26 protein-coding genes are annotated in these 26985 nt (G+C 73.1%); 16 read left to right on the forward strand and 10 right to left on the reverse strand.

What is annotated here, in order from left to right; genetic code table 11:
- The first annotated feature begins 49 nt into the window (after positions 1–49).
- The 11 genes from ACWDYF_RS19580 to ACWDYF_RS19630 all read left to right on the forward strand — a co-directional run bounded on the left by ACWDYF_RS19580 (position 50) and on the right by ACWDYF_RS19630 (position 13838).
- The gene (locus tag ACWDYF_RS19580) at positions 50–1411 is read left to right on the forward strand and encodes a cytidylyltransferase domain-containing protein (protein ID WP_389469732.1); all 1362 of its coding nucleotides are present in this window, start codon (positions 50–52) and stop codon (positions 1409–1411) included.
- A 12-nt stretch (positions 1412–1423) separates the two neighbouring features.
- Positions 1424–2362, forward strand: coding sequence for an N-acetylneuraminate synthase family protein (locus ACWDYF_RS19585; protein ID WP_018565031.1), 939 nt, complete (start codon positions 1424–1426; stop codon positions 2360–2362).
- Positions 2363–2414: 52 nt separating this feature from the next.
- Positions 2415–3608: a hypothetical protein gene (locus tag ACWDYF_RS19590; RefSeq protein ID WP_389469729.1), complete on the forward strand. Its 1194-nt coding sequence runs from the start codon at positions 2415–2417 to the stop codon at positions 3606–3608.
- Positions 3609–3917: 309 nt separating this feature from the next.
- Positions 3918–5180, forward strand: coding sequence for an amidohydrolase (locus ACWDYF_RS19595; RefSeq protein WP_381736842.1), 1263 nt, complete (start codon positions 3918–3920; stop codon positions 5178–5180).
- 235 nt (positions 5181–5415) lie between these two features.
- Positions 5416–6444, forward strand: coding sequence for a BMP family lipoprotein (locus ACWDYF_RS19600; RefSeq protein ID WP_381736841.1), 1029 nt, complete (start codon positions 5416–5418; stop codon positions 6442–6444).
- A gap of 321 nt (positions 6445–6765) precedes the next feature.
- The gene (locus ACWDYF_RS19605; protein WP_018565035.1) at positions 6766–7812 is read left to right on the forward strand and encodes a BMP family lipoprotein; all 1047 of its coding nucleotides are present in this window, start codon (positions 6766–6768) and stop codon (positions 7810–7812) included.
- A 239-nt stretch (positions 7813–8051) separates the two neighbouring features.
- Positions 8052–9644 (forward strand): ABC transporter ATP-binding protein, encoded by a 1593-nt coding sequence (locus tag ACWDYF_RS19610; protein ID WP_051115744.1) that lies wholly within the window; start codon positions 8052–8054, stop codon positions 9642–9644.
- Positions 9641–10771, forward strand: a complete 1131-nt coding sequence (locus ACWDYF_RS19615) for an ABC transporter permease (protein ID WP_037887894.1) — start codon at positions 9641–9643, stop codon at positions 10769–10771. The genes ACWDYF_RS19610 and ACWDYF_RS19615 overlap by 4 nt, the downstream gene beginning before the upstream one ends.
- Positions 10768–12030, forward strand: a complete 1263-nt coding sequence (locus ACWDYF_RS19620; RefSeq protein WP_018565038.1) for an ABC transporter permease — start codon at positions 10768–10770, stop codon at positions 12028–12030. Before ACWDYF_RS19615 ends, ACWDYF_RS19620 begins: the two co-directional genes overlap by 4 nt.
- Entirely contained in the window at positions 12027–12431 is a 405-nt protein-coding gene (locus tag ACWDYF_RS19625; RefSeq protein ID WP_381736623.1) for a cytidine deaminase, read from the forward strand. The genes ACWDYF_RS19620 and ACWDYF_RS19625 overlap by 4 nt, the downstream gene beginning before the upstream one ends.
- 123 nt (positions 12432–12554) lie before the next feature.
- On the forward strand, positions 12555–13838 hold the full coding sequence (locus tag ACWDYF_RS19630) for a thymidine phosphorylase (protein WP_018565040.1): 1284 nt from the start codon (positions 12555–12557) through the stop codon (positions 13836–13838).
- A gap of 121 nt (positions 13839–13959) precedes the next feature.
- On the opposite strand, the gene ACWDYF_RS19635 is transcribed toward ACWDYF_RS19630, so the two are convergent.
- Together ACWDYF_RS19635 and ACWDYF_RS19640 are read right to left on the reverse strand one after the other, a co-directional pair.
- Positions 13960–14880 carry an AEC family transporter gene (locus tag ACWDYF_RS19635; protein ID WP_381736621.1) on the reverse strand — a complete coding sequence of 307 codons (921 nt, stop codon included), beginning with the start codon at positions 14878–14880 and terminating at the stop codon, positions 13960–13962.
- Between the two features lie 144 nt (positions 14881–15024).
- The gene (locus tag ACWDYF_RS19640; RefSeq protein ID WP_389469723.1) at positions 15025–15750 is read right to left on the reverse strand and encodes a hypothetical protein; all 726 of its coding nucleotides are present in this window, start codon (positions 15748–15750) and stop codon (positions 15025–15027) included.
- A 177-nt stretch (positions 15751–15927) separates the two neighbouring features.
- On the opposite strand from ACWDYF_RS19640, the gene ACWDYF_RS19645 reads away from it, so the two are divergent.
- Complete coding sequence (locus ACWDYF_RS19645) at positions 15928–16317, forward strand: STAS domain-containing protein (RefSeq protein WP_389469719.1); 390 nt, start codon at positions 15928–15930, stop codon at positions 16315–16317.
- On the opposite strand, the gene ACWDYF_RS19650 is transcribed toward ACWDYF_RS19645, so the two are convergent.
- Both ACWDYF_RS19650 and ACWDYF_RS19655 read right to left on the reverse strand, forming a co-directional pair.
- Positions 16201–17217, reverse strand: coding sequence for a sigma-70 family RNA polymerase sigma factor (locus ACWDYF_RS19650; RefSeq protein ID WP_389469716.1), 1017 nt, complete (start codon positions 17215–17217; stop codon positions 16201–16203). The genes ACWDYF_RS19645 and ACWDYF_RS19650 overlap by 117 nt on opposite strands.
- Before the next feature lie 150 nt (positions 17218–17367).
- Positions 17368–18699 carry an MFS transporter gene (locus tag ACWDYF_RS19655; RefSeq protein ID WP_389469714.1) on the reverse strand — a complete coding sequence of 444 codons (1332 nt, stop codon included), beginning with the start codon at positions 18697–18699 and terminating at the stop codon, positions 17368–17370.
- A 62-nt stretch (positions 18700–18761) separates the two neighbouring features.
- Here ACWDYF_RS19655 and ACWDYF_RS19660 point away from each other — a divergent pair, with 62 nt between their 5' ends.
- Both ACWDYF_RS19660 and ACWDYF_RS19665 read left to right on the forward strand, forming a co-directional pair.
- A complete protein-coding gene (locus ACWDYF_RS19660) occupies positions 18762–19736 on the forward strand; it encodes a LysR family transcriptional regulator (protein ID WP_389469712.1) in 975 nt (324 codons plus the stop codon).
- On the forward strand, positions 19733–19888 hold the full coding sequence (locus ACWDYF_RS19665) for a hypothetical protein (protein ID WP_381736859.1): 156 nt from the start codon (positions 19733–19735) through the stop codon (positions 19886–19888). The genes ACWDYF_RS19660 and ACWDYF_RS19665 overlap by 4 nt, the downstream gene beginning before the upstream one ends.
- A 333-nt stretch (positions 19889–20221) precedes the next feature.
- Here ACWDYF_RS19665 and ACWDYF_RS19670 read toward each other — a convergent pair whose 3' ends face one another.
- Entirely contained in the window at positions 20222–20986 is a 765-nt protein-coding gene (locus ACWDYF_RS19670) for an alpha/beta hydrolase (RefSeq protein ID WP_078509670.1), read from the reverse strand.
- Between the two features lie 148 nt (positions 20987–21134).
- Here ACWDYF_RS19670 and ACWDYF_RS19675 point away from each other — a divergent pair, with 148 nt between their 5' ends.
- Entirely contained in the window at positions 21135–22298 is a 1164-nt protein-coding gene (locus ACWDYF_RS19675) for an adenosine deaminase (protein ID WP_381736617.1), read from the forward strand.
- Between the two features lie 138 nt (positions 22299–22436).
- The gene (locus ACWDYF_RS19680) at positions 22437–22790 is read left to right on the forward strand and encodes a hypothetical protein (RefSeq protein ID WP_018565048.1); all 354 of its coding nucleotides are present in this window, start codon (positions 22437–22439) and stop codon (positions 22788–22790) included.
- Positions 22791–22898: 108 nt separating this feature from the next.
- Here the strand turns inward: ACWDYF_RS19680 and ACWDYF_RS19685 are convergent, their stop codons facing one another.
- From ACWDYF_RS19685 to afsQ1, 5 genes are all read right to left on the reverse strand, one after another.
- The gene (locus ACWDYF_RS19685) at positions 22899–23102 is read right to left on the reverse strand and encodes a PspC domain-containing protein (RefSeq protein ID WP_018565049.1); all 204 of its coding nucleotides are present in this window, start codon (positions 23100–23102) and stop codon (positions 22899–22901) included.
- Between the two features lie 90 nt (positions 23103–23192).
- Complete coding sequence (locus ACWDYF_RS19690) at positions 23193–23744, reverse strand: VanZ family protein (RefSeq protein ID WP_381736615.1); 552 nt, start codon at positions 23742–23744, stop codon at positions 23193–23195.
- A 186-nt stretch (positions 23745–23930) separates the two neighbouring features.
- Positions 23931–24518: a hypothetical protein gene (locus ACWDYF_RS19695; RefSeq protein ID WP_381736839.1), complete on the reverse strand. Its 588-nt coding sequence runs from the start codon at positions 24516–24518 to the stop codon at positions 23931–23933.
- A gap of 89 nt (positions 24519–24607) precedes the next feature.
- On the reverse strand, positions 24608–26269 hold the full coding sequence (locus ACWDYF_RS19700) for an ATP-binding protein (protein ID WP_389469701.1): 1662 nt from the start codon (positions 26267–26269) through the stop codon (positions 24608–24610).
- Complete coding sequence (afsQ1, locus tag ACWDYF_RS19705) at positions 26266–26943, reverse strand: two-component system response regulator AfsQ1 (protein ID WP_158679181.1); 678 nt, start codon at positions 26941–26943, stop codon at positions 26266–26268. Before afsQ1 ends, ACWDYF_RS19700 begins: the two co-directional genes overlap by 4 nt.
- Between the last annotated feature and the right edge of the window lie 42 nt (positions 26944–26985).

Raw genomic sequence — 26985 nt, forward strand, 5'->3', positions numbered from 1 at the left:
TCCGGTCCCGTACGCGGGCGGTCCGGCCCCACGTCAAGGAGCAGAAGTCATGTCCCACCCGGAAGCGGGCCAGGGCGCCCCGGCGCGCCGTGTGCTCGCGGTGATACCCGCCCGCGGCGGCTCCAAGGGCGTGCCCGCCAAGAACCTCGCCCCCGTGGGCGGTGTCCCGCTGGTGGCGCGCGCGGTGCGTGCGTGCCGGGCCGCCCGGCTGGTGACGGACGTCGTGGTCTCCACCGACGACCGGGCGATCGCCGCGGTGGCCCGCGAGGCGGGCGCCGAGGTGGTGCTGCGGCCGGCCGCGATAGCGGGCGACACCGCCACCTCCGAGGCGGCCGTCCTGCACGCGCTGGACGCCCACGAGACGCTGCACGGCGCGGTGGTGGACGTGGTCCTGCTGGTGCAGTGCACCAGCCCGTTCCTGACCGGTGAGGACGTCGACGGGGTCGCCCGCGCGGTCGTCGAGGACGGCGCCGACACGGCGGTGACCGTGGCGCCCTTCCACGGCTTCCTGTGGCGGTCCGCCGAGGACGCGGCGGGCGCGGCCGAACCCGCGTACACCGGCGCGGCCGATCCCGCGTACACCGGCGCGGCCGCGATCGCGGCGGGGGGCGCGGACGGCCCGCGCGCCGGTGCCGCCACCATCGCGCCCGCCACCCCCGCGACCGGCGGCTACGGCGTCAACCACGACAAGTCCTTCCGCCCCCGCCGCCAGGACCGCCCGCAGGACCTGCTGGAGACCGGCGCCGCGTACGCGATGGACGCGGCGGGCTTCCGCGCCCGCCGGCACCGCTTCTTCGGCCGCACCGAACCGGTCCGCACCGACCCGGCGCGCGTCCTGGAGATCGACGACCCGCACGACCTGGCCCGCGCCCGCGCCCTCGCGCCGCTGTTCGACGCGGCCGGGGTGCCCGCGGGCCCCCTCCCGACCGCCGCCGACATCGACGCGGTCGTCCTCGACTTCGACGGCACCCAGACCGACGACCGGGTGCTGATCGACTCCGACGGACGGGAGCTCGTCGCCGTGCACCGCGGCGACGGCCTCGGCATCGCGGCGCTGCGCAGGAGCGGCCTGAAGATGCTGATCCTCTCCACGGAACAGAACCCGGTCGTCGCCGCCCGCGCCCGCAAGCTCGCACTGCCGGTGCTGCACGGCATCGACCGCAAGGACCTCGCGCTCAAGCAGTGGTGCGAGGAGCAGGGCATCGCCCCCGAGCGTGTCCTCTACGTCGGCAACGACGTCAACGACCTCCCGTGCTTCGCCCTCGTCGGCTGGCCCGTGGCGGTCGCCGGTGCCCACGACGCCGTACGCGCCGCCGCCCGCGCGGTCACGACCGTCCCCGGCGGCGACGGCGCCGTCCGCGAGATCGCCGACTGGATCCTCGGCCCCACCCTCGATTCCCTCCCCCAGTAAGGAAACCCCCTGATGAGCACCCACTCCCGCCTGCGCACGTTCGGTTCGCGCGAGGTCGGCCCCGGCCGCCCGGTCTACATCTGCGGCGAGATCGGCATCAACCACAACGGAGAGCTGGAGAACGCCTTCAAGCTGATCGACGTGGCCGCCGAAGCAGGCTGCGACGCCGTCAAGTTCCAGAAGCGCACCCCCGAGATCTGCACCCCGCGCGACCAGTGGGACATCGAGCGCGACACCCCCTGGGGCCGGATGACCTACATCGACTACCGCCACCGCGTGGAGTTCGGTGAGGACGAGTACCGCCGGATAGACGCGTACTGCAAGGAGAAGGGCATCGACTGGTTCGCCTCCCCGTGGGACACCGAGGCCGTCGCCTTCCTGGAGAAGTTCGACGTGCCCGCCCACAAGGTGGCCTCCGCCTCGCTGACCGACGACGAGCTGCTGCGCGCCCTGCGGGCCACCGGCCGCGCGGTCATCCTCTCCACCGGCATGTCCACCCCCCGGCAGATCCGGCACGCGGTCGAGGTCCTCGGCTCCGACAACATCCTCATGTGCCACGCCACCTCCACCTACCCGGCCAAGGCCGAGGAACTGAACCTCCGCGTGATCAACACGCTGGAGAAGGAGTTCCCGAACGTCCCGATCGGCTACTCCGGCCACGAGACCGGCCTGCAGACCACCCTCGCCGCGGTCGCCCTCGGTGCCGCCTTCGTCGAGCGGCACATCACCCTCGACCGCGCCATGTGGGGCTCCGACCAGGCCGCCTCCGTCGAGCCGCAGGGCCTGACCCGCCTCGTCCGCGACATCCGCACCATCGAGGCATCGCTCGGCGACGGCGTGAAGAAGGTCTACGACTCCGAGCACGGCCCGATGAAGAAGCTGCGCCGCGTCACCGGTGTGGTGGCCGAGGCGGAGATCGCCGCGGCGGCGGGCGAGCCGGTCGCGGTGTGAGACCGAGCCCGCCCGCCCCCGCACCCTCACGCGACGGAACGGTCGTACGCCGATGAGCCCCGCCGCCGGCCCCGCCGGCCCCGCTCCCGCTCCCGCTCCCACCCGCACCCTCGCCTTCGTCGAGAGCCCGGTCCAGCTCCTGAACGTTCTGGAGTGGGCCCACGCCCACGGTCTTTCGGCGGAGGTCCGGCGCCCGGCCACGGACAGCGGGGACGACACCTCGCCGGACAGGGCCGCCGGGGCCGCCCGCGACCTGCTCACCGTCGTCGTCCTGGCCCCGACCGACCCGATGACCCGGGGCCAGCTGCGGCGCATGGCCGAACTGGCCCGGGACGAGGGGTACGAAGTGCGGTGGGAGGAGGCGCGGGGCGGGGCTTCGGCGCCGTTCAGGACCATCGGCGCGCTGACGGGACGGCTGCGGCAGGCGGAGCGGGTGGTGATGGGCGACCCGTTCTCGCGCTATGTGCAGCTGCTGCTGACGATCACCGGGGCGCCCGATCTGGTGGTCGTGGACGACGGCACCGCGACCATGGAGTTCACCGCCCAGCTCAGCCGCGGCGAACGGCTGGTGCGCTGGCACCGCAAGGGCGGCCGGCCCGGCCCCCGCGACCTGCTGTTCGCCCCGGTGTCCGCCGCCGCCCGCCGTCGGCTCGCACCCGGCGCCGCCGGGCGGGACGGGCGGCGGGTGGAGGTCTTCTCCTCCATGCCGATCGACACGGTCCCGGACGGGGTGAGCGTCACCGCGAACCGGTTCGTGTGGACCCGGACCCGCTTCGGGCCACCCCGTGTCACCACCGGCGCCGACCTCGTGGGCACCTCCCTGGTGGAGACCGGCGTGGTGGACTGCGACCGCTATCTCGCCGCCGTCCGCGCGCTGGCCGGGGCGCACGGCGCCGGGCGCTACTTCGCGCACCGCCGCGAGAGCACCGAGAAGCTGCACCGGCTCGCGGTGGAGACCGGCCTGGAGGTGGTCCGCCCCGAACTGCCGCTGGAGCTGACCGCCCGCCGCGGGCCCATCGGCCGTACGGTCCTCAGCTTCCCCTCCACGGTCGTGCACACGCTGCCGCTGGCCCTGGAGGGCACGGGGGTGCGGGTCGCCGTCTGCGACATCGACCCGAGCTGGCTGACACCGACGGCCTCCCCGCGCGCCGAGGGCTTCCTCTCCGGGGTGACCGGCACCGCGCGCGGTGTGCACCGGGTCGCGGGCACGGCACTGCCCGGCCGGCAGGCACCGCAGGCGCCCTGACCTCAGGCGCCCTGCGGCCTCCGCCGGGACGGCCCGCGTCGTGCCGCGCGGCCCGGGGGGAGGGGTGACACGGGCCGTCCGGACGTCCAGCAGGTGAACATTTCGGGCGTGATCCGGACGGCACGTGGTATGCCTGGAGAAAAGAACAAAAGCGGTGCACTCGGCCGAGCAGGACGGGCGAGTGTACCCATCCCATTCGACGCCTATGCGCCGACGGCCGGTTCTTCTTCCCCTGACGGGCTGAACTTTTGTTGAACGAGGGGCAGTTGACCGTCCCGGCGTCATACCCTTCAGAGGGTGAACCAACTGATGTCCCCAGAGTCCGAGGCCGATCATCCCGCGGAGAACGCCCTGCCCGGCACACTGCCGGAGGCGCTGTTCGCCGAACTCGTCGCGTTCCGCCGCGACCTGCACATGCACCCGGAGCTAGGCAACCAGGAGTTCCGCACCACCGCCGCGATCAAGGCGCGGCTGGAGAAGGCGGGCCTCAGGCCCCGGGTGCTCCCCTCCGGGACCGGCCTCGTCTGCGACATCGGCAAGGACGCCGAGGACGACACGGGCATCGACGAGAACGCCACCGAGCCGGACGCCGCCCACGGCATGCTCGCGCTGCGCGCCGACATCGACGCGCTGCCGATCCCGGACACCAAGAGCGAGAGCCCCTACCGCTCGACCGTGCCCGACCGCGCCCACGCCTGCGGCCACGACGTGCACACCACCGTCGTGCTCGGCACCGGACTCGTCCTCGCCGAGCTGCACCGCGAGGGCCTGCTCGCCCGCCCCGTGCGGCTGGTCTTCCAGCCCGCCGAGGAGGTGCTGCCCGGCGGCGCCACCGAGGCGATCAAGGCCGGGGTGCTCGGCGGCGTCAGCCGGATCCTCGCCGTGCACTGCGACCCGCGCGTGGACGCCGGGACGATCGGCCTGCGCCAGGGCGCCATCACCTCCGCCTGCGACCGCCTGGAGGTCTCGCTCGACGGCCCCGGCGGGCACAGCGCCCGGCCGCACCTGACGACCGACCTGGTCACCGCCGCCGCCCGCGTCGTCACCGATGTGCCCGCCCTCGTCGGCCGCCGCATCGACACCCGCGCCGGACTCGCCGTGACCTGGGGCCGCATCGAGTCCGGGCACGCGCCCAACGTGATCCCGCAGCACGCCGAGCTGTCCGGCACCGTGCGCTGCCTGGACATCAAGGCGTGGCGGCACGCCCCGGACATCGTGGTCGCCGCCATCGACGAGGTCGCCAACCTGCACAAGGCCAAGTCGGAGATCAACTACGTGCGCGGTGTCCCCCCGGTGGTCAACGAGCCGGTCGCGACCGAACTGCTGCGCGAGGCCATGACCGCCCGGCGCGGCCCGTCCGCCGTGGAGGACACCGAGCAGAGCCTGGGCGGCGAGGACTTCTCCTGGTACCTCGAACACGTGCCCGGCGCCATGGCCCGCCTCGGCGTCCGCACCCCCGGCGAGCGCACCCTGCGCGACCTGCACCAGGGCGACTTCGACGCCGACGAGTCCGCGATCCGCGTGGGCGTGGAGCTGTTCACGGCGGCGGCGCTGCTGCACCCGACGCACTGAGCCGGGTCCGGCGCACCGCCGTGGGAGGGGCGCCCCCGGGCACCCCTCCCACGGCGGCACGGTTCGGTAACGGCGCGGAAAAACACCGTTCCCCCCTCCTTCTACGCGCGTTACTGTGCGCCGGACTCGCCACCAGGGGCGGCACATGGGGCGCGCGCCGGTGACGGCGCCGTGGCAAGAAGGGGTGCTTGCTGTGCGTACGAACTCCCGGAGGACCGGTTTCTCCCAGGCCGCGGTGGCTGTCGCGGCCGTCGCGCTCTTGGCCGCGGGATGCGGCAAGTCCAGCACCGACTCGGGGGGCGGTGCCTCCGCCTCCGGCGCGTACTCGGGCAAGGGCATCGGCCTGGCGTACGACATCGGCGGCAAGGGCGACCAGTCCTTCAACGACGCCGCCTTCGCGGGCTTCGAGAAGGCGGAGAAGGAGTTCAAGATCGGCGGCCGGGACATCGAGCCGCAGGACGGCGAGTCCACCGCCGACAAGGTGCAGCGCCTGGAGCAGCTCGCCAAGGCCGGGTACAACCCGATCGTCGGCGTCGGCTTCGTCTACGCGCCGGCCGTCAAGGAGGTCGCCGCCAAGTACCCGAAGATCACCTTCGGCATCGTCGACGACGACACCGTCAAGGCGTCCAACGTCGCCGACCTGCTCTTCCACGAGGAGCAGGGCTCCTACCTCGCCGGGGTGGCCGCGGCGAAGACGACCAAGAAGAACCACATCGGCTTCATCGGCGGCGTCGACATCCCCCTGATCCACAAGTTCGAGGCCGGCTTCGAGCAGGGCGCCCGGTCCGTGAACCCGAAGATCAAGATCGAGTCGCAGTATCTGACGCAGACCGCGCAGGAGGGCGGCTTCGCCAGCCCCGACAAGGGCAAGGACGCGGCCAACGGCCAGATCGAGGCCGGGGCCGACGTCGTGTACGCCGCCGCGGGCCTGTCCGGGCAGGGCGTCATCCAGTCCGCCGCCGCGCACAAGGTGTGGGCGATCGGGGTCGACTCCGACCAGTACCGGCAGTCGGCGCTCGCGCAGTACAAGGACTGGATCCTCGGCTCGGCGCTGAAGAACGTCGGCGGCGCGGTGTACGACCTGACCAAGTCCGTCGTCGACGGTAAGCCGCACACCGGCGAGGTGCGCGGCGACCTGAAGTCGGGCGCCGTGGGCTTCGCCGACTCCAACCCGAAGTACCAGGCCATGAAGGACGTCGTCGCCGCCGTCGACAAGGCGAAGCAGGACATCGTCGACGGCAAGGTCACCGTCCGCGTGGAGTAGCGGGTGGAGCAGCAGGTGAAGTAGCGGGTGGAGCAGGACCTGGAGGAGGACCTGGAGTGGTCCGGACGGGTGGGGGCGCGGGACCTGCCGGGCCGCTCCCCGGCCCCTGTCCGGCTCCTGTCCGGCCGCTTCCGCGCCCGCGCCCCTCGCCTTGCGCGAGGGGCGCGGCGCTGTCCGTGAGGGCGGCCGCGGCGGCGGCCTCCGTGCGGCCACAGGTCGGTAACGGAGGGGACAGAAGGGGTTTTCCGTCTGGTCTACGCGCGTTACGCTGCGGCGGAACCAGCGCCTGGTTTGGGCGCTTGCACAAAGGAGTCTCCTTCCATGCGCCGGGTGTCCCGTATCGCGGTTGCGGGCGTTGCAACCGCAGCTCTCGCTGTCACCGTCTCCGCCTGTGGCAGTTCGTCCAGCAAGTCCTCGGGCGGCGAGGGCAAGAACCTCGGCCTCGCCCTGGCCTACGACGTCGGCGGCAAGGGCGACCAGTCCTTCAACGACGCCGCGACGACGGGCCTGGAGCGTGCCGACAAGGAGTTCGGCTACAAGAGCACGGCCGTCGAGCCGCAGGACGGCGAGTCCGACGCGGACAAGGTGCAGCGCCTGGAGACCCTGGCCAAGCAGGGCTACAACCCGGTGATCGGGGTCGGCTTCGCCTACGCGCCGGCCGTCAAGGAGGTCGCCGCGAAGTACCCGAAGGTCACCTTCGGCATCGTCGACGACGAGCAGATCAAGGCGTCCAACGTGGTGGACATGGTCTTCCACGAGGAGCAGGCGTCCTACCTCGCCGGTGTCGCCGCCGCCAAGACCACCAAGTCGAACACCGTCGGCTTCGTCGGCGGCGTGGACGTCCCGCTCATCCACAAGTTCGAGGCGGGCTTCAAGCAGGGCGTCGAGGACACCAAGAAGGGTGTCAAGGTCAAGTCGCAGTACCTGACCGAGACGGCCGCCGAGGGCGGCTTCGCCAGCCCCGACAAGGGCGAGAACGCGGCCAACGGCCAGATCGACGCCGGTGCCGACGTCGTCTACGCCGCCGCGGGCCTGTCCGGCCAGGGCGTGATCAAGGCCGCCGCCGCGCACAAGATCTGGGCCATCGGCGTCGACTCCGACCAGTACAAGCAGGACGCGCTGGCGAAGTACAAGGACTCGATCCTCACCTCGGCCATGAAGGACGTCCAGGGCGCGGTGTTCAACCTGGCCAAGTCGGTCAAGGACGGCAAGCCGCAGAGCGGCCTGGTCCGGGCCAGCCTGTCCACCGGCGGTGTGAGCCTGGCCGACTCCAACCCCGTCTTCAAGAACAACGCCGACCTCCAGGCCGCGCTGAAGAAGGCCGAGGACGGCATCAAGAGCGGCGCCATCAAGGTCAAGACCTCCTGACCCGGTCGTGACCGGCCTGGAACCTTCCCGGGCATGGTCAGGGCGACGCTGCGATGGCAGCGTGGCAGCGTCACAGCCAGGGAACGGGGTGCGGGAGGCATGACAGGTCTCCGCACCCCGTTCGCGCGGCAGAATGCTCGGAAAAGATCGGGACGGAAAAAATCCGATCGATTCCGGGCACTACGTAAAGCAGGGGCGCTACGCGCGTAGAGCGGCCCCTTTCCTGAGGAGAGTGCGCCATCGACGCGTCCAGCAGCCCTCCGCTCACCGCTCAGCCGACAGCCGCGGTCGAGCTCGCGGGCATCACCAAGCGGTTCCCCGGAGTCGTCGCCAACCACGACATCCGCCTCACGGTCCGCCGCGGCACCGTCCACGCCCTCGTCGGCGAGAACGGCGCCGGCAAGTCGACCCTGATGAAGATCCTCTACGGCATGCAGAAGCCGGACGAGGGCACCATCACCGTCGACGGCGAACAGGTGGCCTTCGGCAGCCCCGCCGACGCCATCGCCCGCGGCATCGGCATGGTCCACCAGCACTTCATGCTGGCCGACAACCTGACCGTCCTGGAGAACGTGGTCCTCGGCAGCGAGAAGCTGCACGGCATCGGCGGCGCCGCCCGCAAGAAGATCAAGGAGATCTCCGACCGGTACGGCCTCGGCGTACGCCCCGACGTCCTCGTCGAGAACCTCGGCGTCGCCGACCGCCAGCGGGTGGAGATCCTCAAGGTCCTCTACCGCGGCGCCAGCACCCTCATCCTCGACGAGCCGACCGCCGTGCTGGTCCCGCAGGAGGTCGACGCGCTCTTCGACAACCTGCGCGAACTGAAGTCCGAGGGCCTCTCCGTCATCTTCATCTCCCACAAGCTGGGCGAGGTCCTCTCGGTCGCCGACGACATCACCGTCATCCGGCGCGGCACCACGGTCGGCACCGCCGTCCCCGCCGAGACCACCCCGCGCCAGCTCGCCGAGATGATGGTGGGCAGCGAACTGCCGACGCCGGAGACCGCCGAGTCGACGGTCACCGACCGGCCCGTGCTCACCGTCGACCGGCTCCGCCTGGAGGCCGAGGGCGGCCGTCCCGTCCTGGACGACATCACCTTCACCATCCACGCCGGTGAGGTCCTCGGCCTCGCGGGCGTCGAGGGCAACGGCCAGACCGAGCTGATCGAGGCCCTCATCGGCCTCCAGCACGCCGACTCCGGCTCGATCAGCCTGCTCGGCGAGGACATCACCCCCTGGCCCACCCGCAGGCGCCGCGAGTCCGGCGTCGGCTACATCCCCGAGGACCGCCACCGCCACGGCCTCCTCCTGGAAGCCCCGCTGTGGGAGAACCGCATCCTCGGACACGTCACCGAGCGCCCCAACGCCAAGGGCTTCTGGCTCGACCCCAAGGGCGCCCAGGCCGACACCCGCCGGATCGTCGAGGAGTACGACGTCCGCACCCCCGGCATCGACGTCACCGCCGCCTCCCTGTCCGGCGGCAACCAGCAGAAGCTGATCGTCGGCCGCGAGATGAGCCACGGCCCGAAGTTCCTCATCGCCGCCCACCCCACCCGGGGCGTGGACGTCGGCGCCCAGGCGCAGATCTGGGACCAGATCCGCGAGGCCCGCCGCGAGGGCCTGGCCGTGCTGCTGATCTCCGCCGACCTGGACGAGCTGATCGGCCTGTCCGACACCCTGCGGGTGATCTACAACGGCAGGTTCGTCGCCGACGCCGACCCCGCCACCATCACCCCGGAGGAACTGGGCTCGGCCATGACGGGTGCCGCCGCGGGCCACCTGGAATCCGCAGAGACCACCGACGACGCCGGTCCGGAGGACGAGGCCCGATGAAGAAGTTCGACAAGGAGCGGGTGCTCCTCGCGGTGGCCGGTCCGGTCATCGCGCTCGTCGCGGCGATCGTACTGACCTCGGTCGTGCTGATCGCCTCGGGCAAGAACCCGATCGAGCCGTACACGCTGATGCTCCAGCAGGCCGGGTACTCCGACGTCCAGGTGCTGATCCTGAACCAGGCGTCCATGTACTACCTGGCCGCGCTCGCGGTCGCCGTCGGCTTCCGCATGAACCTGTTCAACATCGGCGTCGACGGCCAGTACCGGCTCGCCGCGATGGTGACCGCTGTGGTCGGCGCCCACCTCGCCCTGCCGTCCTTCCTCCAGATCCCCGTGCTGCTCCTCGTGGGCATGCTCACCGGCGCCTTCTGGGCCGGCATCGCGGGCGTCCTGAAGGTCACCCGGGGCGTGAGCGAGGTCGTCGCGACGATCATGCTCAACTCCATCGCCACCAGCCTCATCGGCTACCTCACCCTGAACAGCGTGTGGGGCGTGCAGGTCGGCAACAACTCGACCACCGGCATCATGAAGGACTCCGGCTGGGTCCCCGGCATCGACCTCGGCTCGGACGTCGGCGAGATCTACGGCCTGGTCTTCCTCGCCATCGTCATGGGCGTCGTCTACTGGGTCGTCCTCAACCGCACCCGCTTCGGCTTCGACCTGCGGGCCACCGGCGAGTCCGAGTCCGCCGCCGCGGCCTCCGGTGTCGACGCCAAGAAGATGGTCCTCACCGCCATGCTGATCTCCGGCGCGGTCGCGGGCCTCTCCGGCCTGCCGCTGCTGCTCGGCGACGCCCACACCTACAGCCTCAGCTTCCCCACCGGACTCGGCTTCACCGGCATCACCATCGCCCTGCTCGGCCGCAACAACCCGGTCGGCATCGCCGTCGCCGCGCTGCTGATCGCCTTCCTCGACAAGGCGTCCCCCGCCCTCGACTACGCCACCCCGGTGGCGTACGAGAAGGAGATCGCCACGATCATGCAGGGCCTGATCGTCTTCGCGGTCGTCATCTCCTACGAGGCCGTACGCCAGTGGGGCCTGCGCCGCCAGCAGAAGCAGGTCGGCCTGGAACTCGCCGTGGCCGCCGCCCAGAACAACTCCGAGAAGAAGGAGGTGGCGGCCCGATGACCACCGCGACCATCGCCAAGCCGCAGGCGAAGCAGCCCGGCCGGGGCAGCCGCCGGTTCTCCCTGCCGGTGCTCCTGCTGATCATCGCGGGCGTCCTGGTCCTGACCTCCGTCGTCCGCCTGATCACCGGCGCCGACGGCATCACCTCCACCGGGCAGATGTCCACCGCGCTGCGCCTGGCCGTGCCCATCGGCCTCGCCGGACTCGGCGGTCTGTGGGCCGAGCGCGCGGGCGTCGTCAACATCGGCCTCGAAGGCATGATGATCCTCGGCACCTGGTTCGGCGCCTGGGCCGGTTACCAGTGGGGCCCGTGGACCGGTGTCCTGTTCGGCATCATCGGCGGCTGCCTCGGCGCGCTGCTGCACGCCGTCGCCACGGTGACGTTCAACGTCAACCACATCGTCTCCGGTGTGGCCATCAACATCCTGGCCCTCGGCACCACCCGCTACCTGTCGAAGTTCACCTTCGAGGGCGTCCCGCAGGGCTCCTCCAAGCAGTCCCCGCCGATCGACTCGCTGGGCACCTTCGACATCCCCGGCCTGTCGGGCTGGCTGGACACCCTCAACGAGAAGCACTGGTTCCTGGTCTCCGACGTGGCCGGCCTGGTCGGCGGTCTGATCACCGACCTGTCGCCGCTCACCGTCGTCGCCGTGGCCCTCGTCCCCCTGTCCTGGTGGGTGCTGTGGCGCACCGCCTTCGGGCTGCGGCTGCGCTCCTGCGGCGAGAACCCGGTGGCCGCCGAGTCCCTCGGCGTCAACGTCTACAAGTACAAGTACCTGGCCGTGATCATCTCCGGCGGCTTCGCCGGTCTCGGCGGTGCCTTCCTGTCCATCGTCGCCTCGAACGTCTACCTCGACGGCCAGACCGCGGGCCGCGGCTACATCGGCCTCGCGGCCATGATCTTCGGCAACTGGATGCCGGGCGGCCTCGCCCTCGGCGCCGGGCTGTTCGGTTACACCGACAGCCTGAACCTGCGCGGCGGCACCACCAACGTCCACGCGCTGATCCTGCTGCTGGCGATCCTGCTGGTGTTCGGTGTGGCGTACCTGGTGTGGCGCAAGAAGCTCGTCCCGGCCGTCGTCACCGCCGTGATCTCGGCGCTGATGTTCGTCTGGTACGCCGGCACCAGCGACGTGCCCAAGCAGGTCGTGACCGCCACCCCGTACATCGTCACCCTGCTGGTGCTGTCGCTGTCCGCGCAGCACCTGCGGATGCCGAAGGCGGACGGACTGCCGTACCGGAAGGGACAGGGCAAGTGACACAGAGCGCGCCGAGCGTCGACTGGGCGGCCCTGCGCGAGGCGGCGCGGGCGGCGATGAGCCGGGCCTACGCCCCCTACTCGGGCTACCCGGTCGGCGTCGCCGCCCTGGTCGACGACGGCCGCACCGTCACCGGCTGCAATGTCGAGAACGCCTCCTACGGCATCGGACTGTGCGCCGAGTGCGGCCTGGTCTCCCAGCTCCAGAACAGCGGCGGCGGCCGGCTGACCCACTTCACCTGCGTGGACGGCAAGGGCGACATCCTCGTGCCGTGCGGGCGCTGCCGCCAGCTGCTGTACGAGTTCGGCGGCCCGGACCTGCTGCTGGAGACCCCGGCCGGGATCCTGCCGCTGGAGCGGATGCTGCCGCAGGCCTTCGGGCCGGAGCACCTCGCCAAGTGACCCGTGTACGGCCCCTCGGCGCCCGGCCCGGCGCAGCCCCCCGCGGGTGAGCCCGGCGCGGCGCAGAGGGGCCGCACCCGTTGGAACAACACCCTTCGCACCCCGGAAGGAAGCGAAACAACCATGGCCATGGACGCCATCTCCGTCATCCGCACCAAGCGGGACCGCGGCGGACTCAGCGACGAGCAGATCGACTGGGTCATCGACGCGTACACCCGCGGGGAGGTCGCCGACGAGCAGATGTCCGCGCTCGCCATGGCCATCCTGCTCAACGGCATGGACCGGCGGGAGATCGCCCGCTGGACCGCCGCGATGATCGCCTCCGGCGAGCGCATGGACTTCTCCTCGCTGTCGCGGCCCACCGCCGACAAGCACTCCACCGGCGGCGTCGGCGACAAGATCACCCTGCCGCTGGCCCCGCTGGTGGCCGCCTGCGGCGCGGCCGTCCCGCAGCTGTCCGGGCGCGGCCTCGGCCACACCGGCGGCACCCTGGACAAGCTGGAGTCCATCCCCGGCTGGCGCGCCCTGCTGTCCAACGAGGAGATGCTGTCCGTGCTGGACGGCGTCGGCGCGGTGATCTGCGCGGCGGGCGACGGCCTCGCCCCCGCCGACAAGAAGCTCTACGCCCTGCGGGACGTCACCGGCACGGTCGAGGCGATCCCGCTGATCGCCTCCTCGATCATGTCCAAGAAGATCGCCGAGGGCACCGGCTCGCTGGTGCTGGACGTCAAGGTCGGCTCCGGCGCCTTCATGAAGACCGTCGAGGACGCCCGCGAACTGGCCTCCACCATGGTCGGCCTGGGCACCGACCACGGGGTGCGGACGGTCGCGCTGCTCACCGACATGTCCACCCCGCTCGGCCTGACCGCGGGCAACGCCCTGGAGGTCCGCGAGTCCGTCGAGGTGCTGGCCGGCGGCGGCCCCGCCGACGTCGTCGAACTGACCCTGGCCCTGGCCCGGGAGATGCTGGACGCGGCCGGTCTGAAGGACGCCGACCCGGCCAAGGCGCTGGCCGACGGCTCCGCCATGGACGTGTGGCGCCGCATGATCGCCGCGCAGGGCGGCGACCCGGACGCCGCGCTGCCCACCTCCCGGGAGCAGCACGTCGTCACGGCCCCCTCCTCCGGTGTCCTCACCCGCCTGGACGCCTACGCCGTCGGTGTCGCCGCCTGGCGCCTCGGGGCCGGCCGCGCCCGCAAGGAGGACCCGGTGCAGGCGGCGGCGGGCGTCGAACTGCACGCCAAGCCCGGCGACCCGGTCACCGCGGGCCAGCCCCTGCTGACCTTGCACACCGACACCCCGGACCGCTTCGCGTACGCCTTGGAGGCCGTGGCCGGCTCCTACGACGTCGCCCCGGCGGGCACGGACTTCAGCGCCTCGCCGGTGGTCCTGGAGCGCATCGCCTGATCTGCGGCCCGCGTACGCGGACGGACGGGACCGGTGGAGCGCCGCCGGTCCCGTCCGGCGTACGGGGCCCGGATCCCGGTGTCCGGTACGGGGCTGAGGCGCCGTCACCCCAGCAGTGCCGTCAGCCCAGCAGTGCCGCCACCGCCACCAGGACCGGTACCGACAGCACCGTCGAGAGCAGGATCGACTCGCGGGCCAGGTCCTCGCCGACGCCGTACCGGCTCGCGTAGGTGAAGAGGTTCTGCGCGGCGGGCAGCGCCGAGGTCACCACCACGTCCAGCAGCGCGGCGCCGTGCAGTGCGAAGACGCCCGCCGCCAGCGCCCAGGCGGCCACGGGCTGGCCCACGGCCTTCAACGCCACCGACAGCAGCACCGGCCGGCGGTCGAGCCCCCGGCCGGGTGCGGCGCTGCCGCGCAGCGCGATGCCGTACGCCAGCAGGACGGCCGGGACGGACATGTTGGCGATCAGGGTCAGCGGCTCCAGCACCGGGCCGGGAAGCGGCAGCCCCGTCCCCGAGACCAGGACGCCGCCGAGCGCGCCCACCGCGATCGGATTGCGCAGCGGTGTGAGCAGCCGCCGCCACAGCGGCCCCTTGTCGCCCGCGCCGGTCAGGTCGAGCACCGTCAGCGCGACCGGGGTGACGACGATCTGCTGGAACAGCAGCACCGGCGCCACCAGGGAGGCGTCACCGAGGACGTACGCGGCGATCGGGATGCCCAGGTTCCCGGAGTTGACGTAACTGGAGCACAGCGCGCCGATGGTGGTGCGGCCCACGCCCCAGCGGCGTACGGCACCGGCCGCGACGAACACCCCCGCTGCCGCCGCCGTGCTCAGCGCCGTCACCAGCAGCCGGCTGGAGAACACCACGGACAGATCGGCGCGGGCCAGCGTGGTGAACAGCAGGGCCGGGGTCGCCACCTGGAAGGCCAGCCGGGTCAGCACCTCGCGGCCCTGCTCGCCGAGCGAGCCGCGCCGGCCCAGGACGTACCCCACGCCGATGACCACGGCGATGACCGCGAAACCGGTCAGCACCCCCTGCACACGGCCCCCTCGGCGGCCGGCGGTGCTGCGGGTGTCGGGGGTCCTGCGGGTGTCGGGAGCGGCGGGGGTCCGTGGCGCATGCCGCCCACCCTCCGGCGGGGGAGGGCGGGCGGTCAATGTGATCTCCGCCCGGTCGCCGCCGGGTCAGCGGCGCAGGCCGTCCGGCAGCCGCTGCGGCGGGAGTTCGGGGTTCCCGTCCGCGCCGGTCGGGGTGGTCTCCGGGTAGCGGGCGCACTCCGCGGCGGCGGACACGGCGAGCCGGCCGCCGGGGAGGGCCCTGGCGTACAGGGTCGCGCCGCCGCCGGGCGGCACCGTCCGCAGGGTGGTCCTCCGGTCGGCGGTCGCGTTCTCGGTGACGTCCCAGCCCTGCCGCCGCAGCTCGGTGGCCGCCCGCCGCAGCGCCGACTGCCCCGCGGAGGCAGGGACGTTCTTCAGCGTCCACCCGCTGCTCACGGTGACCACGCCGGGCATGTCCGGCGGCGGCGCGTCGCTGAACCGGTCCGCCAGGTGGCTCAGACCGGTGTAGGGGCAGTCGGACTCGGCCCGGCGGCGCGGGCCGCTCGTGGGCCCGTCGTCCAGCTCGGCGTCCGGCAGGGCGAGGGCCGCGTAGACCTCCTGGGCGCGGGCGTCCAGCCGGTCGGCGGTGACGGCCGGGTCGGCGACCGGATAGGCGTCGCCGTCCCACCACTGCCGCGCCGTCAGCCCCGCGCCGAGGCTGAGCACGGTGGCGAGCGCCGTCAGCCCCACGGCCACCGTCACCCGGGTACGGCGCGGGCCGGCCGGACGCGGACCGGAGACGGCCGCGACGGGCCGCGCGGGCGGCGCGGGCGGCATGGGCGGGGCGGACGGGGCGAGCGGACCTCGTGTCATGGGCAGCATGCTGCCGGGCGACGGCGGGCCGGACATGGGCGCGCGTACTCACACCGCGTACTCAAGGGCGTACTCAAGGAGGCGCGGGGTGCTCCCCGGGTGGGCGCGGGACCGGAACACACCGGGTCGCGCAAAGGAGTTCGGGCCGGGCCGTGCCGATGAGTCCGGGGTGTGCCGATGAGTCCGGGCCGTCGCGGGCGTCTACCGCACGTGGATGCCAGGACACCCGCCGTGCTCGTGCTGACCGGCCCCGTCACGCGTGACGAGGTGGCCGGGCTCTGCGCCGCCGTACGTTCGCTGCTGGACGGGGGAGGGCCGCCCGGGGTCGTCGTCTGCGACGTCGGCGGGCTGGGACCGCCGGGCCTGTGGGCCGTGGAGCTGCTGGCACGGCTCCAGCTGGCCGCCCGCCGGTCCGGCGGCCGGATCCGGCTGCGCGACCCCGACCCCGCGCTACCCCTGCTGCTCGACCTGGTCGGCCTCGCCTTCGAGACGGAGAGGCAGCCCGAACAGCGGGAACCACCGCTGGGTGTCCAGGAAGCAGTGGAACCCGGTGATCCGGCCCGCTGAGATCTCCAGCACCTGCACCGCCCACGGCGCGTAGCCGCCCGCTTCCGGGTCCGGCTTGTACTGGGCGAAGGCGGGCAGGCCGTTGGCCCGCACCGGCACCAGCCGGGAGTTCGCGCAGGCCGCGCCCATCGTCGACATGAAGCCGGTGATGTCGGACGGCCCGGTCAGCCACAGGTCGAACGGCGGCATCGTCATGACCGCGTCCTCGTGCAGCAGCGCGGTCAGCGCCGTCATGTCGTACCCCTCGAACGCCTGCACATAGCGCTCCAGGAGCTTCTGCTGCTCCTCGTCCAGCGGGTCGGACACCTCGGCGTCCGCGCCGCTCTCCGCCCGCTCGGCGAGGGTGGCGCGGGCCCGCTGGAGGGCGCTGTTGACCGAGGCGACCGTGGTGCCGAGCAGCTCGGCGGCCTCGCTCGCCCGCCAGGCCAGCACCTCGCGCAGGATCAGCACGGCCCGCTGCTTGGGCGGCAGCCGCTGGAGCGCGGCCATGAAGGCGAGCCGCACGGACTCCTTGGCGACGGCCGCCTCCGCCGGGTCCCCGGCCGCGGGCAGCACCCGGCTGTCGGGCACCGGCTCCAGCCACACATGGTCCGGGCGGGGCGCCAGGGCCGCCTGCGCCAGCGGTGCCGACTCGGTCAGGTCCATCGGTCTGGCCCGCTTGCCGCCCGCCTTCAGCATGTCCAGGCACACGTTCGTCGCGATCCGGTACAGCCAGGAACGCAGGCTGGAGCGGCCCTCGAACCGGTCGTGGCTGCGCCAGGCGCGCACCAGGGTGTCCTGGACCGCGTCCTCCGCCTCGAAGGACGAGCCGAGCATGCGGTAGCAGTAACCGGTCAGCTCGACGCGGTGCTTCTCCAGCTGTGTCGCGAGGTCCGCCGTCGCCGCCGTGCCGTCGCCCATCGTCGTCCACCCACCCCTGTGGCCGTCCCGCCGGAGTGCGTCGTCGCACCCGACACCCCGGAAGCTACCGCAGCCCACTGACAACGGCCCCCGGAGCCGGGAGAACGGCAGGTCAGGAGGGTGGGGCGAGGGAGCCGGTGCCGGTCCGGCTCAGGCCACCGCCGCCTCGCGCCGTGTCTCGCGCCGAGCGGCGCGCCGGGCCGCATGCGAGCCGAGTGCCGTGATCGCCACGACCCCCGCCACGGCCAGCAGTCCGACGCCGACGGTGCCGTCCCAGCCCTGGCCGTGGAAGGCCGTCGCACCGACCGTGCTGCCCACGCTGGAGCCGATGTAGTACGCGGACTGGTACAGGGCGGACGCCTGGGCACGGCCGTGCGACGCGGTCCTGCTGACCGCCGAGGAGGCCACCGCGTGCCCGGCGAAGAAGCCCGCGGTGATCAGGACCAGGCCCAGCAGCACGGACACCAGCGAGTCCAGCACGGACAGCAGCAGGCCCGCCGCCGTCGTGGCGCCCGCCAGGTACAGGGCGCCCCGGCGGCCCAGCCGCCCCACCAGACGGCCGGCCGTCGACGCCGACACCGTGCCCACCAGGTACACCAGGAAGATCGAGCCGACGATGCCCTGCGGGAGCGAGAAGGGCGCCTCGGTCAGGCGGTAGCCGATCACCGTGTAGACGCCGCCGAACACCGTCATGAACAGCGCGCCGATCGCGTACAGGCGGCGCAGCAGCGGGTCGGAGAGGTGGTCGCGGACCGTACCGGCCAGCACCCGCGGGCGCAGCGAGCCCGGCGTGAAGTGGCGCGGCGCCGGGAGCAGCAGGCGGAAGGCCACCGCGCACGCCACCGCGATCGCCCCGACGAGCCCGACCGCGACCCGCCAGCCCCACTCCTGGGCGGCCCAGCCGGTGATGACCCGGCCGCTCATCCCGCCGACGCTGTTGCCCGCCACGAACAGGCCGATCGCGGTGACCAGCGCCTTGGGCCGGACCTCCTCGGCGAGATACGCCTGCGCGGAGGCGGGCACCCCGGCCAGCGCGGCGCCCTGGAGGGCCCGCAGCACCACCAGCGCGCCCAGCGACGGGGCGAAGGGCACCACCAGGCCGACGGCCACCGCGACCACCAGCGACGCCGTCATCACCGTACGCCGTCCGAAACGCTCCGAGAGCGCGCTCATCGGCAGGACGAACAGGGCCAGGCCGCCGGTCGCCGCCGCCACCGTCCAGCTCGCCTCGCTCGCCGCGACCCCGAACTCGCCGGAGATCAGCGGCAGCAGCGCCTGCGTGGAGTACAGCAGGGCAAAGGTGGCGACCCCGGCGAGGAAGAGGGCGAGGCTCATCCGGCGGTAACCGGGACCGCCGGGCGCCATCCGCGAGTCGGCGGAGGAGACGGAGGAGCCTGAGGAGACGGACGAGGCCGGGGAGACGGAGGAGACGGCGGGGGAGGCGTCCACGGCGGTGGACGCCCCGGTATCGGCGGGAGACATGCTTCGACGGTAGGAAGGACACCTTCATCCGTCCAATGCACGGACTCGCCATAATCGTTCCCATGATGCATCAGCAGAGGTCACAGGGGCGTCTGTCACCGTCCGGTGACACAGAAGTCATGACAGAGCGGACCAGTGAGGAGATCACGCGGCTGCTCGCGCCCCGGCTCGCCCACTTCGCCGGGGTCGCCCGCACCGAGCACGTCACCCGCGCCGCGCAGGAGATGCGGGTCCCGCAGTCCACGCTGTCGCGGGCCATGGTCCGGCTGGAACAGGACCTCGGCGTCGACCTGTTCGCCCGGCGCGGCCGCAGCGTCTCCCTCACCCCCGCCGGACGCACCTTCCTCGGCTCCGTGGAACGCGCCCTCGCCGAGATCGCCCGCGCCGCCGACGAAGTGCGCGCCGACGCCGACCCGGCCACCGGCAAGGTCGCCTTCGGCTTTCTGCACACCATGGGCGCCGAGACCGTGCCCGGCCTCCTCCAGGCGTTCCGCGCCGACCATCCCCGGGTCCGCTTCAGCCTGGTCCAGAACTACGGCGAGGCCATGCTGGAGCGGCTGCGCGCCGGTGAGCTGGACCTCTGCCTCACCTCTCCGGTGCCCGAAGCCCCCGACCTGGTCGCCCGCCGCCTCGACGAGCAGAAGCTGCGCCTGGTCGTCCCGGCCGGGCACCGGCTCGCCGCCCGGCGCCGGATCCGGCTGGCCGAGGCCGCCGAGGAGACCTTCGTGACCCTGGAACCGGGCTACGGCATGCGCCGGATCGCCGACGCGCTGTGCCGGGAGGCCGGGTTCACCCCGCGCATCGCCTTCGAGGGCGAGGAGACGGAGACCCTGCGGGGCCTGGTCGCCGCCGGGCTCGGCGTCGCCCTGCTGCCTCCGCCCGCCGTCCCCAGGCCCGGCGTGGCCGAGCTGACGGTCACCGCTCCGCGCGCGGTCCGCGAGATCGGCGTGGCCTGGCTGGAGGGACATCCGGACACACCGCCGGTGGCCGCGTTCAAGAAGTTCCTGCTCTCCCGGCGCGGCAAACTGCTGCCGTGACAGGGGACAGCCTGGTGCGGCCCGGCCACGAGGGCCGGACCACCGGGACCGGCCACCTGGGCCGTATCACCGAGACCGCCCGGGGGCCACGAGACCGGCTACCGCCGCCGGGCACCTCGGGCCCCGGCACCAGCGGGTTCTCCACCCACTGAGACACCCGGCTGAGACACCCGGCCCCGCCCGGACGGACTCCTGCGTGGCATCGCCCAGTTCCCTGCGGGCGGTGCCCGCCTCGTCCTCGGCGGCGAGTCGCGCGAACGCCGGGGCGCGCCGCTCGATCAGCTCGCGCCGCGGGCAGGCGCTCCGGCCGAGCAGGGCCTGGATGCGGCGGACGCAGCCGTCCCGTCGCCCCGGACGCGCCCCGCCCTCCGGGCCACCGGAACCGGCCGCGCGTGCGGAGCCCCCACGGCCGGCCACCTGGGCGGGCGCGCCGCGACGGGTCACCGGACCGGCCCCCGCGTCCGGCCGGACGGCGGCGCGAGGCTCTACCGCCGCCGCAGCGTCGTGCCGAAGCCCGCTGCCAGCGGCATCCTCAGTCCCAGCGGTGGCGGTGCGGCCAGGGCGTCCTGCACCGGCCGGGAGAAACCCCGGTCGAACAGCGCGCCCAGCACGAAGTCGGCGGTGAGCGCGGCGACTTCGCTGCGGTACTGGCGTAACCCGTGCCGGTCGGAGTGGACCTCGAAACGGCACACGTCCCGGTTCGCCTTCTTCGCGCGCTCCGCGAAGCGGAAGGACAGCTCGGGGTCGGTGCGTTCGTCGTTGGTGCCGTGCACGATCAGCACCTGGCGGCCGGCCAGCTGCCGGACCGGTTCGGGTGAGGCGGCGACATCGTCCTCGGGCAGCCAAGGGGCGAGGGCCACCACGGAGTTGACCGCCTCGTGACCGGCCGAGCGCAGTGCCGCCCGGCCGCCCATGTCGAGACCGGCCAGGCACACCGGGACATCGCCGTAGCGCCGTACGGTCTCCTCGACGGCCCAGGTGGCGTCCTGCGCGAGATGCGCCTCGCCGCCGTTCCAGCCGCTGTAGCGGTAGTGGACCACATGCGCGGCCAGCCCCTCGGCGCGGCCCGCGCGGGCCAGCCCGCGCCCCAGGGTCCGTACCGAGGCGGCGGCCAGCACCGCGGAGGGTCTGCGCGCGGACGTCTCCCGGCCGGCCGGGAGCAGCAGCACCACCGCGCTCACCGTGGCCGGCTCCGGGCCGAGCGTCCTTCCCAGCCGGGCCGTGCGAACCGGCGTCGCTTGCTGTGCCATGGCAGAACAGTGTCAGAAGGCTCCGTGTACGCGACCCGTCCGTGCGGTCACCGTTACGTATCGGCGGCTGTGCGAAGGCCCGTGACCGGCCCGGAGGGAGCGGCGCGCGCACGGCGCTTTCTACGCGCGTAGGGCATAGGGTGCGAAAATGACGAGCCAGCCTGCCCGCCCGGGGAACGCGCCGGGCCGTGACCAGATCCGCCGGGCGCCCAAGGTGCTGCTGCACGACCACCTCGACGGCGGACTGCGGCCCGCGACCGTGGTCGACCTGGCCCGCGCCACCGGCTACGACCGCCTCCCCACCACCGATCCGGAGAAGCTGGGCCTGTGGTTCCGCGAGGCCGCCGACTCCGGGTCGCTGGAACGGTATCTGGAGACCTTCTCCCACACGGTCGCCGTGATGCAGACCCGTGACGCGCTGGTGCGGGTGGCCCGCGAGTGCGCCGAGGACCTCGCCGCCGACGGTGTCGTCTACGCCGAGGTGCGCTACGCCCCCGAGCAGCACCTGGAGGGCGGCCTCAGCCTTGAGGAGGTCGTCGAGGCGGTCGACGAGGGCTTCCGGGAAGGGGAGCGGGCCGCGCTCGCCGCCGGGCGGCGGGTCCGGATCGGCGCGCTGCTCACGGCGATGCGGCACGCGGCGCGCTCGCTGGAGATCGCCGAACTCGCCGACCGGTACCGGGACGCGGGGGTCGTCGGCTTCGACATCGCGGGCGCCGAGGCCGGTCATCCGCCCACCCGGCACCTGGACGCCTTCGAGTTCCTGAAGCGGGCCGACAACCACTTCACGATCCACGCCGGCGAAGCCTTCGGGCTGCCGTCCATCTGGCAGGCGCTCCAGTGGTGCGGCGCCGACCGGCTCGGGCACGGGGTGCGGATCATCGACGACATCGAGGTCCACGAGGACGGCACGGTGGCGCTCGGCCGGCTGGCCGCGTACGTCCGCGACAAGCGCATCCCGCTGGAGCTGTGCCCCAGCTCCAACCTCCAGACCGGCGCCGCCGCCTCCTACGCGGAGCATCCGATCGGGCTGCTGCGGCGGCTGCACTTCCGCGCCACCGTCAACACCGACAACCGTCTGATGTCCCACACCACCCTGAGCCGGGAATTCGAGCACCTTGTCGACGCGTTCGGCTACACGCTCGACGACATGCAGTGGTTCTCCGTCAATGCGATGAAATCAGCGTTCATTCCTTTCGATGAACGTCTGGCCATGATCAACGATGTGATCAAGCCCGGATATGCGGCGTTGAAATCCGAATGGCTGTTCCGGCAGACCGCTTCCACCAGCGGTTCTTCCACCCCGGAAGGCTGACGACGGGATATCCGGGGTGACGGCCGGGTGAGTTGTTTTCACCATCCGTCCGCAATTCGATGTTTGCGGTACGGCACTCGCCGTGTTTACGGTCGAGAACCGCTCAGTCCCCCGTCTTCCAGTCAAGGACGCGTTTACATGAAGCAGTCTGCCGTCAAGACCCTCGGTGTCGCCGCCCTCGGCGCCGCGTTCGCCGCGGCGGGCGCCGGCGCCGCGAACGCCGCCCCGGCCGCCCCGGACGCCGGCCAGGCGCTGGGCACCGTCAGCAAGGCGCTCCCCACCGAGAACGTCACCAAGGCGCTGCCGGGGGCCGGTCAGGCGCTCGACCAGGCCAAGCCGACCGTCGCGACGGGCCTCGCCGCCGCCCAGCCGGTGGCCCAGAGCATGCTCGAACACGGCCCGACCGCCCCGGTCGCCGGTCTGCTCGGCGGCCTCCCGGTCAAGGGCCTGCCCACGCACGGCCTTCCGGTCAACGGCCTCCCGCTGGGCTGATCCGGCGCACCCGGCCGGTCCGGCCGACCCCTCCGGTCCGGCCGGTACGCCGCCGGGGCGCACCCCTGCTTCAGGGCGCGCCCCGGCGGCGTACGCGCGCCGCGTCGGCTACCACGCCGTACGGCCCGGCCTGCCCTCGGCGGGCAGCAGGATCCACAGGGCGAGATAGAGCAGGCACTGCGGTCCGGGCAGCAGGCAGGACAGCAGGAAGATCACGCGCATCGTCGTCGCGGAGGTGCCGAAGCGCCGGGCCAGCGCGGCACACACCCCGCCGATCACGCGGCCGTTGGTGGGACGGGCAAGGGCGCTCATCTCGATGCCTCCGTGGGCTGTCGGTGCGGGCCCCGGCGGGACCCCCTCATGACCTCCACGCTACGGAGACGAAGGGGATGAAGCGTCGCTCTACGGGGCGATCCCGACCCTGGGAATCGTCGGGGTCCGACCCTGAGCCGTCTCCTCCACGGGCACGGTCCGCCGCTGCGGCCGCCCGGCCCTGCGGCGCAGCCGGGCACGGACCGCCGGGACGACCGCCCCGTACACGAGGGCCACCCCCGCGGTGTTCAGCAGTACCGTGTCCACGTCCACCACCCGGCCGGGCACCCCCGACTGAAGCAGCGCGATCCCCACGGACACCAGCGCGCCCGCCGCGGTCGTCCGCAGCCCGGACGGCAGCGGACGGGAGTCGATCCGGCCGTGCGCCATCGGCAGCAGCACCCCCAGCGGTGCCAGCAGCACCAGCCCCTCCCCGATCCGCCGGGCCGCCTGGGCGCCCCCGAGGGCGAGATCGGCGCGGATGGTGGTGAGCGGGCGCAGATTCGCCGGCATCACCCAGGGGACGTCCAGCGGACGCAGCATCAGCCAGGCGACGAACGCGAGATGGGCGGCAAGGAGGACACTCCCTGCCACGCGGACGCGGAACGCGGCACTGCCGCAGGCGGACCCTTCAAGCTGCACGCCCCCCAAGACGCGGCGCTCCCCACGATCGGTTCCGCCCCCGGCCCCTACCCCGGTGAGTCCCGCGCCACACCCGGACCCGTCCGGCCCGTACGGCGGCGGGCAGGGCCCCAGCGCGTACGGCCCGGCGCGTACGGACCCGTACCGCCCCTGCCCCGCCCCTGCCCCGCCCGTGCCGTACGGCTCTCAGGAGCCCGTGACCTCCGAGGACGGGGGCTTCGTCGTGCCGGGGCGGGAGCGCAGCTCGTCGGTGCACGCGTAGCGGCTCAGGCGGACGTCGCCGGGGCCGCCGAGGACCACCGAGCCGTCGCCCTCGGCCGCCGCCGAGTCGGAGAGCGTGCAGACGATCTGCGCGAGCGCGTACGGATCGAGGCCGCCCGGCGCGGTGCTCAGCCGCAGACTGTCCTCGGGATCCTTGGGACGCGGCCCGGCGACGGTCAGACCGGCCGGGACGTGCGTGGTGTACCCGGCGGCCTGCTCGGCGGCCGAGGGCGGCGCCGCGAGCTGGCCCAGCAGCCCGCGGGCCACGATCAGCCGCCGCTGCGCGTCCGCCGCGCCCTCCGGCACCGGCACCGCGCGGTCCACCGTCACCAGCGAGGCACCGCAGAGCAGGAACGCCTGCACCGGCACCCCGCGCGAGGTCTGCGTCACCACGTCCGGCTGGGACAGCGAGCACGGCACCCGCGACGGCGCGCCGCCGAAGTCCGTGGGCACCCCGGTCGGCCGGATCCCGCAGCCGGCCAGCAGCAGGGCCAGCGCGGGCAGCGCCAGCAGCGCCCCACGCGGCCGACGGCTCCGGTGGTTCCGGTGGTTCCGACGGCTCCGGTGTGCGGACGCCCAGCGCCCTCGGGTCCCGCGCGCCCTCACCGGGCACCCCCCTTCGCGTTGCCCGCCGCGCCCGCGCCGTGCCGTCCGTCGCCCTCCGCGCCGTCCCCGGTGAGCGCGGAGGCGTCGCGCGGCAGCCGCAGCGTGAACACCGCGCCGCCGTCCGGCGAGTTGGCCGCGGTGATGTCGCCGCCGTGGATGTGCGCGTTGTTCAGCGCGATGGACAGACCGAGACCGCTGCCCTCCGAACGCGGCCGGGACGCGCTGGCCTTGTAGAACCGGTCGAAGACATGCGGCAGGACGTCCTCCGGGATGCCCGGCCCGTGGTCGCGCACCTGAATGACGATCTGCGCGCCCTGTTCCGCCACGGCGCCCGGCTCCCGCTCCCCGGCGGACTCCGGCGCCCCGGACGGCTCTCCGCCGTCCGACACCCGCACCGACACCCGCACCGGCGAGCCGCCGTGCTTGAGCGCGTTGCCGATCAGATTGGCGAGGATGACGTCCAGCCGCCGCGGGTCGAGCTGCGCGTGGATGCCCCGTTCGGCGTCCAGCTCCACCGCGTCCAGCCAGGCCCGCGCGTCGATGCACGCGGTGATCTGGTCGGCGATGTCGACGTCGTCCAGGACCAGCCGGGCCGTGCCCGCGTCGAAGCGGGTCACCTCCATCAGGTTCTCGACCAGGTCGTTCAGCCGCCGGGTCTCGCTCACCACCAGCCGGACCGCCGGTTCGATCATCGGATCGATACCGCCGCCCTCGAACTCCAGCTCCTCCTCCAGCACCTCCGTCACGGCGGTGATGGCGGTCAGCGGCGTCCGCAGCTCATGGCTCATGTCCGCGACGAAACGCCGCGACGCCTCGTCCCGGGCGGCCATGTCCGCGACGCGCTTCTCCAGCGCGGCCGCCGCGTTGTTGAACGTACGGGAGAGATCGGCGAGTTCGTCCGTACCGGACACCCGCAGCCGGGTGTCGAGCCGGCCCTCGCCCAGCCGCCGCGCGGCCACCCCGAGCCGGTGCACCGGCTTCAGCACGGTCGTCGCCGCGGCCTGCGCCAGCAGCGCCGCGCCGACCAGCGCCAGCGCGGTCGCGATCCCCAGCGACCAGGCCAGCGAGTTGAGATCCTTCGCCTCCGGCTCCAGCGACTTCAGCATGTAGCCGGTCGGACCGCCCCCGATCACCTTCGTACCGGCCACCAGATACGGCGTGCCGTGCAGCGTGACGCGCTGCCAGTACAGGTGGTACGGGGACTTGTTGGAGGAGGAGGGCGACTGCGCCTTGTCCACCGCCGCGCGCAGCGAGGCGGGCACGTCCGCCAGCGAGAAACCGCTCAGGCCGCCCGAACTGGCGTACACCGCACGCCCGTCCGCGTCCTGGCCCACCAGCAGCACGCTGAACCGCTGGCTGCTGCCCGCCATCTGCCCGGCGGTGTGCTGCAACCGGTCCTGGGTGGTGTGCACCGGCAGCGTGCCCGCGCGGTTCTGCATCTCCTGCCGGAAGTCCCGCAGCACCGCGTCCTGCGCGCGCGTCAGCACCGCCTCGCGGTTGAGCCAGTACGCGATCCCCGACGCCGACACCGCCGCCGTCAGCGCCACCAGCGCGAACACCACGACCAGCCGCAGCCGCAGGCTCGTGAAGCGCCACCGCGACAGCACACCCTTGCGTCCCGCGGCCCAGCCGCCGGACCCCCCTTGCTCCTTCGTCACTGAGGCGCGTCCAGGCGGTAGCCGACGCCACGCACGGTCCGGATCAGCGTCGGCGAGGACGGCACGTCCTCCACCTTGGCCCGCAGCCGCTGCACACAGGCGTCCACCAGCCGCGAGTCACCCAGGTAGTCGTGCTCCCACACCAGCCGCAGCAACTGCTGCCGCGACAGCGCCTGACCGGGCCGCCGGCTCAGCTCCAGCAGCAGCCGCAGCTCGGTCGGGGTCAGCTGGAGGTCCTCGCCGTTCTTCGTCACCGTCATCGCGGCCCGGTCGATGACCAGGCTGCCGAAGGCCGCCGCGTCGTTCGCCTCCCGCTCACCGCGCCGCAGCACCGCCCGGATCCGGGCGTCGAGCACCCGCCCCTGCACGGGTTTGACGACATAGTCGTCGGCACCGGACTCCAGACCGACCACCACATCGATGTCATCGCTGCGCGCCGTGAGCAGGATGATCGGCAACTGGTCCGTGCGCCGGATGCGCCGGCACACCTCGAACCCGTCGATGCCGGGCAGCATCACGTCCAGCACGATCAGGTCCGGCCGCTGCTCGCGCAACAGCTTCAGACCGTCCTCACCACTGGCAGCGGTGGCCACCCGGTGACCCTGGCGCGTCAGTGAGAGCTCCAGGGCCGTCCGGATGGCGTCGTCGTCCTCGATCAGCAACAGGGAAGGCACGGGCCTCATTCTGGCCCATGCGGGCCCGGGGTTTCGACACCC

This window comes from Streptomyces sp. NPDC003284 (genome assembly GCF_053589675.1).